The sequence below is a fragment of the Algoriphagus lutimaris genome (assembly GCF_017051705.1).
GTDB classification, from domain to species: Bacteria; Bacteroidota; Bacteroidia; order Cytophagales; family Cyclobacteriaceae; genus Algoriphagus; species Algoriphagus lutimaris.
On the sequence record NZ_JAFIDJ010000001.1, the window covers coordinates 2,096,673 to 2,116,290 of the forward strand.

The window sequence follows — 19,618 nt, forward strand, 5'->3', positions numbered from 1 at the left end:
ACTAGCCTAAGGACATGATATTCTTCTTCGAATCCCCTCAAAACCTTATCTACGCCGTACAAACTCCACAACCTATCGCACCCGAAGATATCCAGAAATTAATCTGGCTTTTCGGAAATGCCAAAGCACTGGAAACCAAACAAGTAGAAGGTAAATTCTCCGGCCCAAGAAAAGAAATGATCACTCCCTGGTCCACCAATGCTGTGGAAATCACCCTAAACATGGGTATTCAGGGAATCATTAGAATTGAAGAGTTTTCCCCACTTCAAGAGGGGGATCAAATTGACCCCATGCTTCAAAAGTCTTACGATGGACTGGACCAGGAGATCTTTGATATTCATTTAGAGCCTGAAAAAATTCAGGAAATCTCTGATATCGCTGCCTATAATAAAAAAGAAGGATTAGCGTTAAGTCAAGAAGAGGTCGATTATTTGGAGAATGTTGCCAAGCAGTTGGAAAGACCCCTTACTGACTCAGAAGTATTTGGTTTCAGTCAAGTGAACTCTGAACATTGCCGCCACAAAATCTTCAACGGAACCTTTATCATTGATGGAGAAGAAAAGCCTTTGACTTTATTTCAACTGATCAAAGAAACTTCCAAAAAGCATCCCAATAGAATTGCTTCTGCTTATAAGGACAATGTAGCCTTTGTGAAAGGACCAAGAACACAACAATTTGCTCCAAAGACGCAGGACAAAGCAGACTTTTTTGAAACAAGAGATATTGACACCGTCATTTCCCTAAAAGCAGAAACGCATAATTTCCCTACTACTGTAGAGCCTTTCAATGGAGCAGCTACCGGTGGAGGAGGTGAAATCCGAGATCGTATGGCGGGAGGAACAGCCTCTATTCCTTTGGCTGGAACTGCAGTTTATATGACCTCCTATCCTAGGACTGAAGAAGGGAGAAGCTGGGAGAAAAACCTGGAAGCAAGACCATGGTTGTATCAATCTCCAATGGATATCTTGATCAAAGCTTCTAATGGTGCTTCCGATTTTGGAAATAAATTCGGTCAGCCTTTAATTTCTGGTTCTGTTCTAACCTTCGAACATGAAGAAGAGGGTAAGCAACATGGATTTGATAAAGTAATCATGCTTGCCGGAGGTGTTGGTTTTACCAATGCGAAGTATACTAAAAAAGAAGAACCAAAAGCCGGTGATCAAATTGTGATCATGGGTGGTGACAATTATAGAATCGGAATGGGTGGATCTGCAGTATCTTCCCTAAATACCGGTGAACTTTCCAATGCCATCGAACTCAATGCCATTCAGAGATCCAATCCTGAAATGCAAAAGCGTGTATCCAATGTGATCCGCGCCATGGCAGAGAATGAAAATAATCCGATTATTTCTATCCATGACCATGGTGCGGGTGGCCACTTAAATTGCCTTTCTGAATTAGTGGAAAATACAGGTGGAACAATTCACATTGATAAGTTACCTGTAGGAGACCCAACCCTTTCTGCCAAAGAGATCGTGGGTAATGAATCTCAAGAAAGAATGGGCTTGGTGATCGGAAAAAAAGACATTGATACACTTCATACCATTTCCGATAGAGAGAGAGCTCCTTTTTATGTAGTTGGAGAAACAACTGGAGACATGCATTTCAAATTTGAGAACCAGAAGACTGGAGAAAAGCCAGTAGACTGGAACTTAAGTTATATGTTTGGCTCCTCTCCTAAAACTATTTTGGAGGATAACACCCAGAAATCCAGCTATGCCGAAGCAAGCTATGATCCTGAGCTGATTAAATCCTATATCAGTGAAGTTTTACAGTTGGAAGCAGTGGCTTGTAAAGATTGGTTGACTAATAAAGTGGACCGCTCCGTAACTGGACGAGTTGCTACCCAACAAACCGTGGGGGCTATTCAACTTCCTTTGAATGATGTAGCTGTAATGGCTTTAGACTTTACTGGTGAAAAAGGAATTGCAACTTCTATTGGACATGCACCTGTTGCTGCATTGGCTGATCCTGAGGCTGGAAGTAGATTAGCGATCGCTGAGGCACTTACAAATTTGATATTTGCACCAATTCAAGATGGTTTGGCTGGAATTTCCCTTTCTGCAAACTGGATGTGGCCAGCGAAGAATGAAGGTGAAAATGACCGATTATACAGAGCCGTGGAAGCGGTATCTAAATTTGCGATTGATTTAGGGGTCAATATTCCAACCGGAAAAGACTCCCTATCCATGACACAAAAATATCCTGATGGAAAAGTAGTTTACTCTCCTGGAACAGTCATCATTTCTACAGTCGGGGAATGTATGGACGTAAAGAGATCTGTAAAAGCCGCGATTCAACCAGTTAAAGGAAGTAAGCTCCTGTATGTGGACTTCTCTCGAGATGAAGCTAAACTTGCCGGATCGAGCTTCTATCAGGCACTTAATAAGATAGGAACCGAAACTCCTGATGTGAAGGATTCAGAACACTTTGCAAAAGCATTTGCCTCTGTTCAGGATCTAATTGATCAAGGATGGATTCTTGCAGGTCACGATATTTCTTCAGGAGGATTAATCACCACATTACTTGAAATGTGTTTCCCAAGCCCAGGAGTAGGTCTGAAGGTTCATCCAAATAGAATGAAAGAACAGGATTTGGTAAAAATGCTATTTGCTGAGAATCCTGGGGTAATTCTTCAAGTATCTGACGAGAATGCGGTAGAAGAGCTTTTAGTTGAGGATGATGTTGATTTCGTTGAACTTGCAAAAGTTACGGATACAGGAAAAGTTGAATTCAAGGGAACTGAGCTTAGCTTAGATGTAGCTGAGTTGAGAGATACTTGGTTCAAGTCTTCCTACCTTTTGGATAGAAAGCAAAGTGGAGAAAAATTAGCAAAAGATCGTTTTGATAATTATAAAAATCAGGTTCTTTCCTATGAATTTGCAGAAGGATGGAAAGGTGATTTCAAGGCAGTTGGTTTAGACCCTTTTAGAAAAACCGCAAGCAATGCCAAAGCCGCCATTATTCGTGAAAAAGGAGTGAATGGTGATCGGGAAATGGCTTATTCTTTATGGTTGGCAGGGTTTGAGGTGAAGGATGTGCATATGACGGATTTGATTTCCGGAAGAGAAAACCTAGAGGATGTTCAAATGATTGTCTTTGTGGGAGGATTTTCTAACTCTGACGTATTGGGTTCTGCCAAAGGTTGGGCAGGTGCATTCCTTTACAATCCAAAAGCAAAGCAAGCCTTGGATAACTTCTATGCTAGACCTGATACTTTAAGTTTAGGGGTTTGCAACGGTTGCCAGCTTATGATTGAATTAGGCTTGGTTACTCCTGATCATACTGACAAACCAAAAATGCTTCACAATGCATCCCATAAGTTTGAATCTACCTTCGTGAATGTAACTATTCCAGAAAATGATTCGGTGATGTTAGGTTCATTAAGCGGCCAAAGGCTAGGTGTTTGGGTTGCGCATGGTGAAGGTAAATTCCATTTGCCTCAAGCTGAAAGCGATTATCACTTTGCTATGAAATATAGCTATGAAGCTTATCCTGGTAATCCTAATGGATCTGATTATGCCACTGCAGGGATTGCATCTGCTGATGGGCGTCACTTGGCCATCATGCCTCATATTGAGAGAAGCTTAAAACCTTGGAACTGGCCTTATTATCCAGCAGACAGAAAAGATGATTTCACTCCTTGGATGGATGCTTTTGTCAATGCTAGAAAATGGGTAGAAGAAAACTCTGAAAGCTAAAATCAGAAAGCTGAGAATTATAAACTAGTTAATATCCCTCGGAGTAATCTGAGGGATTTTTTTATCAAATAATTACAAATTTTTAACTTTTCTAATGTTTTTATATATAATTTATATTTAGTTATTATTTTTTATAATAAAAAACACACTAAATATAAACCCACAGATCAGTCCCATTACATTAAATCCTACCTAAATATTAAACCTAACCATGGCCGGTTTGCCTCGAAACAAGCTAATCTTGATAAATTCTCATGCACTGCTGATCTTATCATATTCGAAATCGTCAAATTGATGAGAGAAAGTCTCAGCTCCAAAGGTATTTCTGAAAAACTTTTTACCCTTTTAATACCGCTCGAACACATAGAAAGAACATTCTTCTCAAAACAAATTCATCAAACAATGCTGAATTATTGGCAAAATGTTTAGCAGACGGAGTGATTTAGAGAGATATACACATTTTGTGTGATTTCTAATTACTAAAAATGAACAAAATTAAGTTTGGAATTAAAAGCAAAAAATTCAACTAACTTATTATTATTTAAGGTTCAGCATTATTTTTCTAGCTATAGAATATAGAATCCTCTCAGCTATTCAGATTAAATCTGTCATTCTATTAAGCAAAGTATTAGTTTTAAAAGTTGTTTTTTTTTATAATTTCAGTTCAATAGAGAATTATAAAATTACCTATTATTGCCAAAGTTTTACTGAAGACATTGGGTCTACAATAAAAAAACCGCCCAATCACCCGGAAATTCATTGTCTTTTTCAGTTTATCACCATTTGATTATTTACCCAAAACAAATGAATGACATCCCAAAAAATCAAGTAAACCTATATACCAATCTTAGAAAAAACGCATTAGGAATTACAGCTGATCAAATTGAATCATATTCCCCCATTTCTGAATCGCAAGTATATGGAGTCATGATAGATTGGGAGATTGAAGAAAGTCTCGCCAGTTTAGTGGCTTACTTATCAGGTGATGCAAGTATATATTTAAGTGAAGGAAGGGGAATAATAGGTGGTGGAAATTTCGAAAATGTAAGGAATGAAGTTTTCTCTTTATTGGATATGGCTCCGGGATTGATTGAAAAAGCAACTAAACTAGAAGAAGTTCCTTTTCCTGAAAAGGGAACATGCAGAATTATGCTTTTTACCAAACAAGGATTCTACTGTATGGAAGAAAAGACTAAGGAGTTAAACTCTACTAATTCCATATGGGGTTCTTTTCTTTTACAAACGAAGAAGGTCCACCAGGCATTAGTTGAATCACAAAAAGAACAAGATATAAACTTGAAAAACTAAGGGTATAAATTCAGGATTTACTGAAAAGCTTAAGAAACTATTTTTCAGAATCAGTTTTAATGCAGTAAAATTGATGTTTTCAATCAACTATATTTTAATGCCTATAAATAAAATTTTGCTCGTTAATGTTCTTCTACCACCAGTCCAAAAAGTAGAGCGAAATGGAACGAAAAAAACTATCTTCAGCAAATCATATTTATTGATTTCATCCATTTTCTTTAACTAACTAATATTGCCCTAAGTGAGCAACTCTAAATTGACTCGGCAAATGGGACTTTTGGCCTTAATTGCTACAGGAGTCTGTTCTATGCTTGGAGCCTCCATCAATGTGGTTCCATTTATGATTCAAAGGAACGTTCCAGGGATAGGACCTTACGTATTACCTGCTTTTCTATTTGCAGCTATTCCTGCCCTATTTGCCGCTTTTGCCTATGGCATTTTATCATCTGCTATGCCAAGAGCTGGTGGTAGCTACATTTACGCCAGCCGTGGACTCAATCCATATTTGGGCTTCGTTGCTAGCTTTTCCCAATGGTTTGGGCTTTCTATCGTGATCGGAGTTATCTCCTACCTAACCATCCCTTTTATTCGTGACATCACCTCTAATTTTGGCTGGATTGGGATTGCCAATACATTAGAAGTAGGCTGGTTAAGAGTTTCCCTTGCCTTAGGAATTATTTGGAGTTTTGTTTTGATTAATATCCGGGGAATAAAATCTTATGAAAAGATCGTTCTTCCCATGATGTTCTTGATGTTTGCTTTGGGAAGCATTGTAATCATTTCAGGTCTAATTTTTGACTCCACTGATTTTTTAAATGCCTTGCAGGAGAAAGAGTCCAGAAACTTTGATCCTACTCCAATAGTGCCTTTTGACTTGAAAGTGTTTCTATCCGCAGCCGCTTTACTTTTCTCTAGTTTCATAGGCTTTGACTCCATTGCTCAGGCTGGAGGAGAAGCTAAAAATCCAACTAAAAATCTTCCGAAAGCAATTGTATTGGCCATTGTGGGGGTGGGAGCATTTTACTTCCTGTTTTCGGCTTCAGTTTATCACATTGTCCCTTGGAGCTTTGTGGCCGAAGAAGCATTGAAAAAAGACATTTCAGCACCTGGCTTATTGAGTTATATTTTACCTTCAGGTTGGGGAGTCGCTATCTTAGTTGGGGCTGCCATTGCTTTGATTAATGATTTACCAGCAATGTTATTGTCAGTTTCCAGATTGATGTTTGCCTGGGCAGAAGACGGTATCTTTCCGGCTGCAATTTCTAAAGTTCATCTTCAAAATCACACGCCCTATGTCGCCCTGTTAGTAGCAGGTTGCATGGCAAGTATTGGGGTTTTAGGGTCCCATTTTGCAGGTGACTTTTTTCTGGGAATTGATATTATGGTTACTTCCATGATGGTCAATTTCTTACTGATGTGTATCACCTTGGTTGCCTTACCTAGGATAAACCCCCAATTAGCGAAAGAAATTTCGGTGGTAAAAAACAGAAAAACCCAACTGATTATAGCTTGGTCCGGCATTCTAACGCTATCAGCTTTCCTGATGATCCACACCTATAAAGATTTAACTTCAAAAGCTGAGTCTTGGTATTTTCACTCCACTCCTATTTGGCTTATTGTCATGGGATTAGCAAGTATTATTTTTGCTTATAAGTGGAAACAGTTGAAAAAACACAATCCTGATTTGACAAAAACATTTTTGGAACTTCCTACTGAATAACACATGAATCCGAATATTGAATTAGCAGAAAATTTAGAGATTTCGAGGATCATCACAGGTCTTTGGCAAATAGCAGATATGGAGCGTGACGGAAACACGTTGAACCCGGTCACTACCTCAAAATACATGCAGGCCTATATAGACTCTGGATTTACTTCTTTTGATATGGCGGACCATTATGGTTCCAGTGAAATTATTGCGGGGACATTTAAGAACAGTCTATCAGATAAAGGGAAGGTTCAACTTTTTACCAAATGGGTTCCAAAGCCAGGAAAAATCACCAGATTAGATGTTCGAAACGCCATTCAAACTGCTCTGGACAGGATGCAACAAACCTCGATAGATTTGTTGCAATTTCATGCTTGGTACTATCCTGACCCAAGCTGGCTTGATGGCCTGTTTTATTTAAATGAACTGAAGGAAGAAGGACTAATCCAACACCTAGGGGTTACTAATTTTGATGCTGCCCATTTGAGAATTGCCTGTGCTAGCGGAATCCCTATTGTAAGTAATCAAGTTTGCCATTCGGTAATCGACCAACGAGCTACGCTACAGATGAAAAAGGTCTGTGATACGTATGATGTCAAATTATTGGCATTTGGCACATTGGCTGGAGGCTTTTTAACGGACAAGTGGGTAGGAAAACCAGAACCCAGCAATTCTGAAATCCAGACTTGGTCTCAAATGAAATACAAGCGCTTCATTGATGCTGCTGGTGGATGGGATGTATTTCAACAATTATTACAAACTCTCAAACAGGTAGCGAAGAAACATCAAGTATCATTAGCCAACATTGCGGGGCGGTTTATTTTAGAAAATCCTAATGTTGCAGCCATCATCGTAGGTGCACGTTTGGGAGAGAGTGAACATATTGAAGACAATAAAAAACTGCTTGAAATCGATTTACAAGCAGAAGATCTTGAGCTTATCCAAGAAGCTCAAAACCAGTTAACCCCTATTCCAGGAGATTGTGGGGATGAATATAGAAAACCTCCTTTCTTAACCGCCTCAGGAGATCTCAGTGACCACTTGGAAACTATCCCAAAGGCATTTACTCCAATTCAAAAAACAACGCAACGGACACAGATTTTCAGCGGAACAGAGTGGGAAGAATATGCTGGCTATTGTAGAGCGGTAAAAGATGGAAATAGAGTCTATATTTCCGGTACTACTTCAACTCATGGACCAGACCAAATTGGAGGCCATGATCCAGCAGCCCAAACCCATTTTGTTATTGATAAAATTGAAGGGGTCATTACCTCCTTTGGGGGCACCTTGGAAGATGTGGTGAGAACCAGGATTTTTGTCAATGACATTAAAGACTGGGAACCTGTAGCGAGAGCACACGGGGAACGGTTTAAAGGAATCAACCCCGCCAACACTTTGGTAGAAGCCAAGTTAGTGGGTGAAGGTTACCTCGTAGAAATAGAAGCGGAAGCAATTATTTCCTCCACTGATTAATTTGGTGCTAATCCAGCATTACTTTCGACTCAAAAGTTTTCCACTCTGTCTCCATAAATGATTCCACTGTTTTAGAAAAATCTTCTACCAGTTGGGAGGCAAAATCCAATGCTTCCTGATGCTGGACAGAGGGGGTTTGAGTTTGTGCTGCCGCAATTTTCAATACTTCCTGAACTTTTAAGTAAGGAGAAGATTCAAAGGATTGCCAAGCTCCTACTTGTCTTTCTGGCCTAGGAGTTTGTCCTTGGGCTCGAAGTACCTGGAGTTGTGCTTTCATGTTCTTAGCCAATTCTAAACTTGGATTCGTGTTTTCTCCTTCTTCTAATTTTTCAATCAGGTGGTCCACCTCCTTTGTTTTTTCATCAATCAACCCTAAGACCTCTGCAAGCTTATTCACCTGAAAATCAATGGATTTTCTATACTTGTACAGTTCCACATCTACCTTTGGATCCAGATTAAATCTGGGATCTGGAATTACCTGGACAGAGATGGAATCAAGATACTCCCCAAAGGAAAGTACTATCTTATATTCTCCTGGCAAGACCGGAATGTCCCTTGAAAATTCATCGGTTCCTTTCGCTCTTAGAGAGGAAGAATGCTCATCCAATTTCCAAATTAGGTAGTTCAGCCCTTTTTCCAATTGAGAAGATTCGACTGTATTGATTAATCTATCTTCAGCATCATAAATCCTTGCAGTTACCAAACTATTTTGCAAAGGGATTTCTGACAAGTAAAATGGAATCTTCGTTTGCTGGAACACTTTATTTTCCCCTTCAAAAGTGGTATTAAAACCACTCCAAATATTTCCTGTAGGATTGATAAATAAGCCTTTGACCTGGACTGCGTCATTCATAGGCAGTGCTGTAATTCCAGATTTAAGGCGATTTGAAGCTATTTCCCGAAGAGAAAGTAAATCATCTATGATCCATATTGCTCTACCAAAAGTCCCGATTATCAGGGCTGACTCTGGTTCTTGAATTTTTAAATCCATGGTGGATACTGAGGGAAATCCATTTTGAAATTGCTCCCAACTTTCTCCTTCGTCGAAGCTTATCCATAATCCATGTTCGGTGCCAAGAAATACTAAATCGGACTCTTCTGGGTCTTGAATTACAGATAGCGCATACCCTCGCACTTGATCTTCGTCTGCCATCCGATGCCAAGTATTCCCATAGTCTGTAGTTTTAAATAGATAAGGTGCATAATCACCCTTTCTATAATTATTGACCACCATCCATGCTGCTCCTTCTTCAAACCTAGAAGCCTGAATTTGGGCAACCCAACCTTCTTCAGGCATTTCTTTGATAGTGGACGTAAGATTTTTCCAGGTCTTTCCTGCATCAGTAGTCAATTGTACTTGACCATCATCTGTTCCTACCCAAATAATTTGTTCATTTAAGCTACTTGGAGCAATTGTTAAAATCGAATTGTAGCGTTCAGCTCCTGACACATCCAATGTCAGCCCACCATAGTCTGCCTTTTGATGGTCAGGATTATTGGTGGTCAAATCTGGAGAAATTATTTCCCAAGTGCGCCCTTTATCATGGGTCTTATGAACAAATTGAGATCCATAATACACTGAATTGGAATCAAAGGGATTCTTTGCAAATCCAGCATTCCAGTTAAACCGTAAACTAGTTGCTAAGTCCGGAGCCGGGGGTTGAATGCTGACATAGTATCCCGTTAATTTATCATATCGGTATAAATCACCATTTTGGGAAGAGCCATAACCAAACCTTGAATTATCTAGGTCTGGAGCAATATCAAAACCATCTCCTCCTACGAGGTATTGCCAATACAAGGTCCTTATTCCTCCACGCTTCCATGTATAGGCCGGGCCAGACCAATTGCCATTGTCCTGCATTCCACCATATACATTGTAAGGAACATCATGGTCTACACCCACATGATAAAATTGAGCTACTGGAATAGACTCAGGAAAATACCAGCTTTTCCCATGGTCATAGGTGATTCCTAATCCCCCATCTCCCCCAATGATAAAATGGTGGGCATCGTTTGGATTGACCCAAAATGCATGAAAATCAGCATGAATTCCTTTGGTTTCATCAGCAGGGATCATGGGAACCGGATCAAATGATTTTCCTCCGTCATAACTCACCGACAAAGGCTGGTAAATATTATACAGCCTGTCGGGGTCTTCGGTGTCAATGGCTAAATCCTGAAAATAAAAGGGTCTGTTATTTGCAAACTTTGGATCATCATTAATCAACTGCCAGGTATTCCCTCCATTGTCACTCCTATAGATGGCATTTCTTTTCGCTTCTATTTTTGCATACATCCTTTCCGGATTGGACTGTGAAATTGCCAAGCCAATTCTTCCTAACTCACCTACTGGAAGTCCTTCATTTTCCCCTTGTTGCTGCCAGGTTTCTCCTGCATCCTTTGTGACATAAAGACCTGAACCAGAACCACCAGAAGTAAAATAATAGGGAGTTCGCTTATGCTCATATAATGCAGCAAAAAGCATATTTGGGTTTTCAGGATGCATGACTAAATCAGCAATTCCCGATTGATTATTGGAAAACAAAATTTTCTCCCAAGTTTCCCCTCCGTCTGTAGTTTTATAAAGACCTCGATGTTCGTTGGCAGTGAATGGATCACCCATCGCTCCAACATACACTGTATTGGCATCCTCGGGGTCTATGATGATTCGATGAATGGTTTTGGTTTCTTCCAAGCCCATATGTTGCCAAGACTTTCCTCCATCTTGACTTTTAAACATTCCCATACCTAAGTTCATGGAGTTTCTGGGATTGCCCTCTCCTGTCCCTACCCAAATCACCTCCGGATTGCTTTGCTGGATCGCCAAGGCTCCGATATTTTGTGTGGGTTGCTCGTCAAAGACTGGCTTCCATGCCGAACCCCCATTTTCTGATTTCCAAACCCCTCCTGAGGCTGCACCGACATACATGATTTTTGGATTTGAAGTAGCCACGGCTATAGTCGTAATTCTTCCACTCATATTAGCGGGCCCCACATTCCTGACATTCAAATTTTGAAGGCCAGAGAGGTCGGTGGATTGAGCAAAAACAGAATGGCCAATCACTACAAAAAGCAACAAAAAGGTAAGCTTAAACTTCATTTGGGACAGGTGACGGGTTTTGGTAATCTAGATGAAATCTTCTAAAAGGTGTTGACATTTTCAACCTCGTTTTAGAGGAGTCAAGATAAAACAAAAATTAAAAAGGGTTCATTATCCTTTTTTGAAAACTCAAAAGACCATGTGATTGGTAAAATCTTTGTCCTAGAAATGGAACTTGTCCTTTAACTTCCCGATTTAAGAAATACTTATTCAAGAAATTTATAGGCAAAACTGATAAAAAAATCAGCGCTGACACTAATACGAAAGTTCTAATTCAATTGTGATGAAACAATTTATTGAGTCTTTGGGAAACACTTCTACCATGCCAGTTCTTTTTTTAGGTCATGGAAGCCCAATGAATGCCATTGAAGAAAATGAATTTGTGAAAGGGTTCAGGAAAGTATCCTCTGAAATAGAAATGCCCAAAGCTATTCTGGTGGTTTCTGCTCATTGGGAAACTCTCGGAACCAAAGTCACTGCCATGGATTCACCTCCTACAATTCATGATTTTGGAGGATTTCCCAAAGCGTTGTACGAGGTCCAATATCCCGCACCCGGAAGCCCGGCTCTTGCCAAAGAAACCCAACAACTGATTAAAGGTACCGAGGTTCATTTGGATGATCAATGGGGATTGGACCATGGGTCTTGGTCAGTAATCCGGCATATGTATCCTCAAGCAAATGTCCCTGTCATCCAAATGAGTATTGATTACAGAAAAAGCCCTCAGGAACATTATCAACTAGCACAGGAACTTCGAACATTACGGAACAAAGGAGTATTGATTGTAGGAAGTGGGAACTTAGTCCATAATTTACGAATGGTGGACTGGAGAAGACTAAACGAAAATTATGCTTTTGACTGGGCAGAGGAAGCAAGTCAAAAAATGACTGAATATATCTTGAATAGAGATCATGAAAACCTAATTCAGTTTTCTAAACAAGGAAGAGCATTCCAATTGTCAATTCCTACCCCGGAACATTATTTACCCCTTTTGTATACTTTGGGCTTACAGGATAAAAATGAGGAGATTTCATTATTCAATGACAAACCTCTTGCAGGCTCATTAACCATGACCTCTGTAAAAATTGGAGTCTAAATCAGGACAGAGTGTATTAAAGAGAATTAGGATTCTTGCCATTGATTTTTGAATGTGTCTTTTAAATCAACCGCACACTTTTTCTTGAATTATCCTTAAAACCCTCACTTGGTGCTTTATACCAACAAGAAAAAAATGTAACTTAAATAACATTTTAATTTTTAGACTTTTAGAATATGAAAAAGACATTGCATGATCACCTTTCTTTTACCGGAGAACCCAAAAACATACTTTCTTTAGATGGAGGAGGAATCCGAGGGGCATTAAGCTTGGGATACCTCAAAAAGATCGAAACCATTCTACAAAATAAGAAAGGCAAAGATTATCTCTTGTGTGATCATTTTGATTTAATCGGTGGTACTTCCACGGGGTCCATTATTGCTACTGCTTTGGCAATAGGAATGAAAGTAGATGATATTAAAGACCTCTATATGGATTTAGGAGGAAAGATTTTCGGTAAAAAATATAGCTTTTGGAATCCCCTTCAAACCTGGAAATTCTTGAAGGCCAACTACGATTATTCTGTGTTAGAAAAATCACTAAAAGGAGCTTTTGGAGATATTACCTTAGGTAGTGATCAAATCAAAACCGGACTTTGTATTGTCGCTAAAAGAGCTGACACCAATAGCGTATGGCCCCTAATCAATCACCCCCTGGGGAAATTTTTTGACACCAGTTTGGGGAAAAATAAAAACATCCCGCTGTGGCAGGCTGTAAGGGCCAGTAGTGCTGCCCCTACTTATTTTGCCCCTCAAATGATTGATGTCGGTGACGGGCAACAAGCGGCATTTGTGGATGGTGGAGTGAGTATGGCAAACAATCCTGCCATGACCTTATTGATGGTTGCTACGTTAAGAGGATTCCCATTCCATTGGGAAATGGGAGAGGATAAATTAAGTGTGGTTTCTGTAGGAACAGGCTATAGTGTTTTCAAAAAACAAGTGGGTGAGATTAAAGAAGCCTGGATGAAAACTTGGGCTATGAATGTGCCGGATATGCTCATGCAAGATGCCAGCTGGCAAAACCAAATTATGCTTCAATGGCTCTCCAACTCCCCTACCGCCCATTATATAGATATGGAAATTGAGACATTGAGAGATGATTACATCGGTGGCAAACCCATGATCAAATATCTAAGATACAATTTCCCCATCACCGAAAATGAACTCAATGGCTTAGGATTGGGTAAAAATTATACAGAAAAAGAAGTAGCAAGTCTCATAGAAATGAGCAATGCTGAAAACCGGGAGGAACTCTATAAAATCGGTGAAGCTGCTGCCAAAGAATCCGTGAAAGATTATCACTTTGACTAACAATTTTCTCAATTCTCTTTTAAAACCTGAATAACCTGCGCCACCCAATCACCTTGGGAATGATATAACTCAAGGTTATTGGCAGTGGATTCTGTTTGCCAGCTTTCATGGGCAGTCGCAATGGCATTGGATAAATATTTGAATGCTTTCTCTTTGTCATTTTGTAGGATGGCTAACTCCAAAAGACTAGCATGAGGCCAATAACCATCAAAATTTGAAGGCGCTTTTCTCATTGATACTTTTTCTTTCTTCGATAAATAGGTCAACACCGAATATTCTACCACATTGGCAAAACTAGCAGTATCCTGGTCTCCCCTTACAAATTTCAATGTAGCTGCATTTACTCCGGGATAAAAATCCCGTAAATCAGTCTGGAATCCCTCCGTATAGATGTCGATTGCCTTGTCCAAAAATCCTTTGGCCAAAAATTCATTTTGGCTTATCGCTTCCTTGTATTTATCCTTATAAATCCTTCCCAAAATCCCTAATGTCTCACTATTCGAACCTTTTTCACCCAAAATCCTAGTAAGTACATCTATGGCCTTATTTTTATTTCCTGAACGGTTTAATGCAAACCCGTACTGTTCTTGAACCAGTACAGTATTTCTTAAATGATCAGGTAAAGATTCTATATAATTAACCATTTCCTGATAAGCATTTAAAGATCGGTACGCCAACATGAAATTAATTGCTAAAGAAGCATCCCAATCATCTTTATCAGGAAGGCTTTCTTCCAGCTTTGCTAATTCTGCTGCTTTATCCAAGTTGGATTTTGACTCAACTACCTTTTGGATTAAATCACTGACATCATTTTCCTGCTTCGCTTTTTCCCGGAGCATATCTACTTTGTCAGGGGAAAGATTGTGCTTGAATTCTATCCCATCCAACAATTGATAAACCGGGCTATCCGTCACCTTATTTTTCCTAACTCCAGCGATATATTCTTTTAAAGCTTCTTTTTTACTTTCCAATTCAGAAATTTCATCCTCCACAATGGTATATGGGAAACACCGGACATCCACCAAATCAAATGGAATCTTAGTACTGGTTTCAAAAATACTAAAGGTAGTGTAGGGCTTAGCAGTGTACCGGATCCCTAATTCATAAAAAACATTGGCATTGGCGGTCGTCAAATCAGCGATGGCAAAATCACACAGAATCAAGCGCTCGTACATGGGTTTATGGATAATTCCCCCCATCATTTCCTGATCTGCACGAATCGATTCCAAACCTGACTCCTCAATAACAGGCTTGATAAAATTCTCATATACCAAATCAAAATTGATGATCCTTCCAGTGGAATCTGGCTTTTTCCCAAATGGCATAATCACAAAACATAAAGGTTTCATAGCGTTGTGGTTTCAAGTAAAATCTTATTTCAACTTCTGTACTGAGTTATTCAGTAATTTTTGCCTCATTTATCGCCTTCAGAATACTAATTCTCTTTTCTGCTTTTTCACTATTCTATATTTAAAAGAATGCTAAAACAGCTGGTTAGTTAAAGCATAATAATTTAAGAAAATTACATTTTTTCATTTTCCTAAACCTTACTGATTTTAAAGAAAAACACCATTCCTAGTACTTTGAAAAATCTCAAATAGAACGTCAATTCCTCCTTAAATAAAAGATTCATCTAAATAATAATATTTTTTTAAAATACTATATAACTATTTTTATGCATTAAAAACTAAATACGTCTCCTAATAACTAATATAAATAATTAGTTTTCAGTTTTTTATATCAATAAAAAATTATTTCATTAAAAATATTGCATTTGTAATTTTATAACTTGAAATTGTATTTTAATAATTTTTTAATGTGAATTAATTCAATTGAAATATTATTTTTCTTCAATTTTTCTCTTTTTTATATGAAACTGGTTTTCTTTTTTGCGGCATTACTTTTGACTTTGGATGTCAAAGGCCAATCAATCTCTGGAAAAGTACTCGAGCCATCTGGTATTCCTTTATCTTTTGCTAATGTACTTTTACTGACTCCTTCAGATTCTTCCTTGATCAAAGGTGCAGTTACAGACACCTTGGGCAACTTTATGATTTTTGAAGTACCCGATGGTAACTATCTTATTTCTGCCTCAATGATGGGATATAAGCAGGTTTATTTGCCACCTATCAGGATTGAAAGGGTTGCTTTAGAAGGTATTTCTATTCAACTTCAAGAAGACAGTCAACAGCTAGATGAAGTGATGGTCGTAGAAAAAAGACCATTTGTAGAACAATACATTGATAAAATGGTAGTCAATGTTTCAAATAGCATTATTGCCAGTGGCTCTACTGCTCTTGAGGTGTTAGAGAAAGCTCCAGGAGTCACAATTGACAGGCAAAACAATTCACTTCGATTGCGGGGAAAAGATGGAGTAATCGTCCAAATGGACGGAAAGCAAACCTATCTATCTATGGAGGATTTGGTTATTTTGCTTAGTACTATGTCAAGCGATAATATTGATCAGATCGAGTTAATCACTAACCCTTCTGCGAAGTTCGATGCCGCAGGGAACTCAGGGATTATCAATATCAAATTGATGGAGAATAATGATATAGGTACAAATGGATCAATTTCATTTGGAGCTGGTACTGGACGCTTTGATAGAGAAAGAGGAAGCTTGCAAATTAACCATCGGGCAAAGAAAATCAATGTGTTTGGTAACTATAGTGCAAATGCAGGAGGCGGATATTTTGATTTGGATAGTAGGCAGTTTATTGAAAACGGAGAACAACAAAATTACATTGATCAAAAAACCTACATTATATTTGATAACTGGGGGCAAAACGCAAAAGCAGGAGCAGACTATTTCTTAGGAAAAAACACAACAATTGGTGTAGTTTGGACAGGATTCTGGAGTAATAATGGCGAAGATGGAACTGCCAGTAGCGATTTCCAAAGGAATAATGGCGACTATTATTTAGAAACAAGTACAGCCAAACAAATCAGTAACATCTCTAAAAACAATGTTGGCAACCTAAATTTACAACATAAATTTGGTGAAAATGGGGGGCAGCTTACTGCAGACTTTGATATTGGTCAATTTAAAAGACAATACTCAAATACATTACAGACTGATAGTCATACCCCTGAGGAACCTAATCAACCCAGGCAGGGTCTTTTAACTGAAATGCCAACTACTATCACAATCAGAACTGCTAAAGCTGATTATAGCCGTGTGGTTTTCAACGATTGGAATATGGAAGCTGGTCTTAAAACTGCTTATGTAAAGAGCGATAATGATTTGACTTTATCTCAAGGAGAAGAAGGAAACTTATTTGTAGACCCCATTTTATCAAACCATTTTATTTATACTGAGAATGTAAATGCTGCATATATCAGCTTTTCCGGTAAACTAGGTGAATCCACCCAGGCACAAATGGGTTTAAGAGGAGAACATACAATTTCTGAGGGAAAATCTTTAAACTCGGAAAGTTCCGTTAAAAGAAATTATTTGAATGTCTTTCCCAGTGTATTTATCTCTAATAAATTATCCGAAAACCATGCACTGGTTCTTTCTTATAGTTATCGAATCAATCGACCCAGTTACCAATTCTTAAATCCCGCACGGTCTTATGTTGATCCCTTTTTATACAGCAGAGGAAATGCTTACCTTCAACCAGAATACACCCATTTGCTTGAATTAAAGCACGGTTTCAAGGACAAATTATATACCTCCATAGGCGCAAGCTTTGTATCTGATTTGATATTCTACCTCATTCAGCCTGTGGATAGTATTCGTACTGAAAGGACTCCAGATAATGTGGGAACCTCGCAATCCTATAATATTACGATGAGTTATCCTCTTGCCATCACGAAAGGATGGAATGCTCAATTGAATTTTACAGGATTTTATAGTCGGTTTGATTACCTCTATCAGGAAAATCCTATTATAGTGAAACAGATTTCCAGTAGGTTAAACATGTCTAATACCTTTGCATTCCAAAAAGGCTGGACAGGTGAGTTAACTGGATGGATTAGCTCCCCCTCTATCCAAGCTCTGGCTCGTGCTCCTTGGCTGGGTTCGCTTGACCTTGGTATTCAAAAATCATTTAGCCCAAAATTCAAAGCCAGATTGAGTATTCAAGATATTTTTCATACCAATAAGTTTATCGGAAAAATAGATGTACCGGGCTTTAACTCAGACTATCGCCTCCAACTTGATACACGAGTAGCAATGATTAACCTTACCTATACGCTAGGCAACCAAGATTTGAAAGCAGCTCGGCAAAGAAAACTTGGATCAGAAGAAGAGTCTCAGCGAACAAATTAAAGGATAGTGAAATTGATGATAGATTGTTTAGAGAAACCTATTCAATAAAAATAAAATCACATGATATGTAGCTTTATTATTAGCTAGCGACCTAGCTAAAAAGCTGCGATATTCAACTATGGAAAAGAATAAACTTTACATATTTTCAATATGTCCCATTCCAACACCTTAATTCGGATAGGTTCTTTTCGTATCTCTATTTCTATTTTCCTGTCAGCATAACACTAGCTTAAATCAGGTAATTATTTCTATAGATAGTCGGAGGATAATGATCGCATGGGAAGATCTCAAAGTATCCATGGAGTTTTCAAAAGCATCTTTAAAAAAAGAAGAATGAAAAGTCCCTTCATTGAAGATTACATTAAAAATTTCCTCCTTGCTAATTAGAGGCTTTTATCTTTGGTTACCTGATCCACCACCAATGCAATCGCTCCATCTCCAGTTACATTACAAGCAGTACCAAAACTGTCCATCGCAATATATAACGCGATCATTAGACCAATCATTTCCTCGTTGAACCCGAGCATGGACTGAAGTACACCTATGGCAGCCATGATTGCCCCGCCCGGCACTCCTGGAGCTGCTACCATGGCAATTCCTAGCATAAAAATAAACCCGGCAAACATCCCAAAATTATACGGAAGTCCCTGTAAGATCATCAATGCCATCGCGCAGGCGGTAATTTTCATAATACTTCCAGATAAATGTATGGTCGCACAAAGAGGGATTACAAAGCCTGCGATCTTCGGAGAAACTCCGTTTTTTTCTGCTTGCTCCAAAGTCACTGGTATCGTAGCTGCGGAGGATTGCGTCCCTAAAGCCGTGAAATAAGCTGGCAACATGGTAAACAATAACTTCACCGGGTTTTTCTTTACGATTGTTCCAGTTATTACATATTGCAAAATCAAAAGGAAGATATGCATAGCAAAGATTACACCGATGATATTCAGGAATACCGAAAGGATGGAATACACCTGACCACTAAAAGCCATATTGGCAAAGATTCCTAAAATAAATAAAGGCAAAAGTGGAATTATCACATTTTCAATCACTTGCATGATGATCTTCTCAAAATCCTTCACCACCTTTTTCAAGGTAGAATTCTCTTGAAAGGACAATCCCAAACCTATCACAAATGCCAATACCAAAGCAGACATCACATCAATCACCGCTGGAATAGTGATACTGAAATACGGCTCCAAATCCTTCCCACTTTCTGCTATTTCAGTAGCTTCGTTCACATGAGAGGCCAACAAAGATGGGAAAATGGTAGCGGAGGTAAAGTAGCTCATAAATCCTGAAAACAAGGTAGATCCATAAGCAATGGCAGCAGTAAGTAATAAGAGTTTTCCGGCTCCTTTCCCCAAATCAGAAATTGCCGGCATGATTAATCCCAGAATGATTAAAGGAATGGCAAAATTCAGAAATTGACCAAAAAATGCATTGAAGGTGGCAAATATCCTATTGACAGATTCTGGTAAAAAGAGGCCAAATACAACCCCCAATACAATAGCGATAAATACTTTAAAGAGTAGATTATTAAATATTAGCTTCATCTTTTTGACTACAATCCTTTAACAGTTGGCAATTTTCGAATCGCTAAGATAGAAGGATTGTTAATGAAGAAAAGAATGGAAATAAGG

At 38.7% G+C, this 19,618-nt stretch carries 10 protein-coding genes; 7 read left to right on the top strand and 3 right to left on the bottom strand.

Translation table 11 applies throughout. The features are described from left to right. Positions 1–14 precede the first annotated feature (14 nt). The 4 genes from purL to JYB62_RS08640 all read left to right on the top strand — a co-directional run bounded on the left by purL (position 15) and on the right by JYB62_RS08640 (position 8,190). Entirely contained in the window at positions 15–3,701 is a 3,687-nt protein-coding gene (gene purL / locus JYB62_RS08625; RefSeq protein ID WP_205644992.1) for a phosphoribosylformylglycinamidine synthase, read from the top strand. An 804-nt stretch (positions 3,702–4,505) separates the two neighbouring features. Further along, positions 4,506–5,009, top strand: coding sequence for a hypothetical protein (locus JYB62_RS08630; RefSeq protein WP_205644993.1), 504 nt, complete (start codon positions 4,506–4,508; stop codon positions 5,007–5,009). Positions 5,010–5,250: 241 nt separating this feature from the next. After that, positions 5,251–6,729, top strand: coding sequence for an APC family permease (locus tag JYB62_RS08635; RefSeq protein WP_205644994.1), 1,479 nt, complete (start codon positions 5,251–5,253; stop codon positions 6,727–6,729). A 3-nt stretch (positions 6,730–6,732) separates the two neighbouring features. Then, positions 6,733–8,190: an aldo/keto reductase gene (locus tag JYB62_RS08640; RefSeq protein ID WP_205644995.1), complete on the top strand. Its 1,458-nt coding sequence runs from the start codon at positions 6,733–6,735 to the stop codon at positions 8,188–8,190. Between the two features lie 7 nt (positions 8,191–8,197). Here JYB62_RS08640 and JYB62_RS08645 read toward each other — a convergent pair whose 3' ends face one another. Further along, positions 8,198–11,293 carry a WD40/YVTN/BNR-like repeat-containing protein gene (locus tag JYB62_RS08645; RefSeq protein WP_205644996.1) on the bottom strand — a complete coding sequence of 1,032 codons (3,096 nt, stop codon included), beginning with the start codon at positions 11,291–11,293 and terminating at the stop codon, positions 8,198–8,200. Positions 11,294–11,576: 283 nt separating this feature from the next. On the opposite strand from JYB62_RS08645, the gene ygiD reads away from it, so the two are divergent. Both ygiD and JYB62_RS08655 read left to right on the top strand, forming a co-directional pair. Beyond that, complete coding sequence (gene ygiD / locus JYB62_RS08650; protein WP_205644997.1) at positions 11,577–12,389, top strand: 4,5-DOPA-extradiol-dioxygenase; 813 nt, start codon at positions 11,577–11,579, stop codon at positions 12,387–12,389. Positions 12,390–12,565: 176 nt separating this feature from the next. Beyond that, entirely contained in the window at positions 12,566–13,702 is a 1,137-nt protein-coding gene (locus JYB62_RS08655) for a patatin-like phospholipase family protein (RefSeq protein ID WP_205644998.1), read from the top strand. 8 nt (positions 13,703–13,710) lie between these two features. Here JYB62_RS08655 and JYB62_RS08660 read toward each other — a convergent pair whose 3' ends face one another. Continuing rightward, on the bottom strand, positions 13,711–15,051 hold the full coding sequence (locus JYB62_RS08660) for a TRAFs-binding domain-containing protein (RefSeq protein ID WP_205644999.1): 1,341 nt from the start codon (positions 15,049–15,051) through the stop codon (positions 13,711–13,713). A gap of 521 nt (positions 15,052–15,572) precedes the next feature. On the opposite strand from JYB62_RS08660, the gene JYB62_RS08665 reads away from it, so the two are divergent. Next, positions 15,573–17,975, top strand: coding sequence for an outer membrane beta-barrel protein (locus JYB62_RS08665; RefSeq protein ID WP_205645000.1), 2,403 nt, complete (start codon positions 15,573–15,575; stop codon positions 17,973–17,975). 383 nt (positions 17,976–18,358) lie between these two features. Here JYB62_RS08665 and JYB62_RS08670 read toward each other — a convergent pair whose 3' ends face one another. Continuing rightward, the gene (locus tag JYB62_RS08670; RefSeq protein WP_205645001.1) at positions 18,359–19,531 is read right to left on the bottom strand and encodes a dicarboxylate/amino acid:cation symporter; all 1,173 of its coding nucleotides are present in this window, start codon (positions 19,529–19,531) and stop codon (positions 18,359–18,361) included. Positions 19,532–19,618: the final 87 nt, after the last annotated feature.

Excerpts from the sequence above, each read along its gene's own strand:
- purL (WP_205644992.1), top strand. The coding sequence starts at position 15 with ATGATATTCTTCTTCGAATCCCCTCAAAACCTTATCTACGCCGTACAA.
- JYB62_RS08630 (WP_205644993.1), top strand. The coding sequence starts at position 4,506 with ATGAATGACATCCCAAAAAATCAAGTAAACCTATATACCAATCTTAGA.
- JYB62_RS08640 (WP_205644995.1), top strand. The coding sequence starts at position 6,733 with ATGAATCCGAATATTGAATTAGCAGAAAATTTAGAGATTTCGAGGATC.
- JYB62_RS08645 (WP_205644996.1), bottom strand. The coding sequence starts at position 11,293 with ATGAAGTTTAAGCTTACCTTTTTGTTGCTTTTTGTAGTGATTGGCCAT.
- ygiD (WP_205644997.1), top strand. The coding sequence starts at position 11,577 with ATGAAACAATTTATTGAGTCTTTGGGAAACACTTCTACCATGCCAGTT.
- JYB62_RS08655 (WP_205644998.1), top strand. The coding sequence starts at position 12,566 with ATGAAAAAGACATTGCATGATCACCTTTCTTTTACCGGAGAACCCAAA.
- JYB62_RS08660 (WP_205644999.1), bottom strand. The coding sequence starts at position 15,051 with ATGAAACCTTTATGTTTTGTGATTATGCCATTTGGGAAAAAGCCAGAT.
- JYB62_RS08665 (WP_205645000.1), top strand. The coding sequence starts at position 15,573 with ATGAAACTGGTTTTCTTTTTTGCGGCATTACTTTTGACTTTGGATGTC.
- JYB62_RS08670 (WP_205645001.1), bottom strand. The coding sequence starts at position 19,531 with ATGAAGCTAATATTTAATAATCTACTCTTTAAAGTATTTATCGCTATT.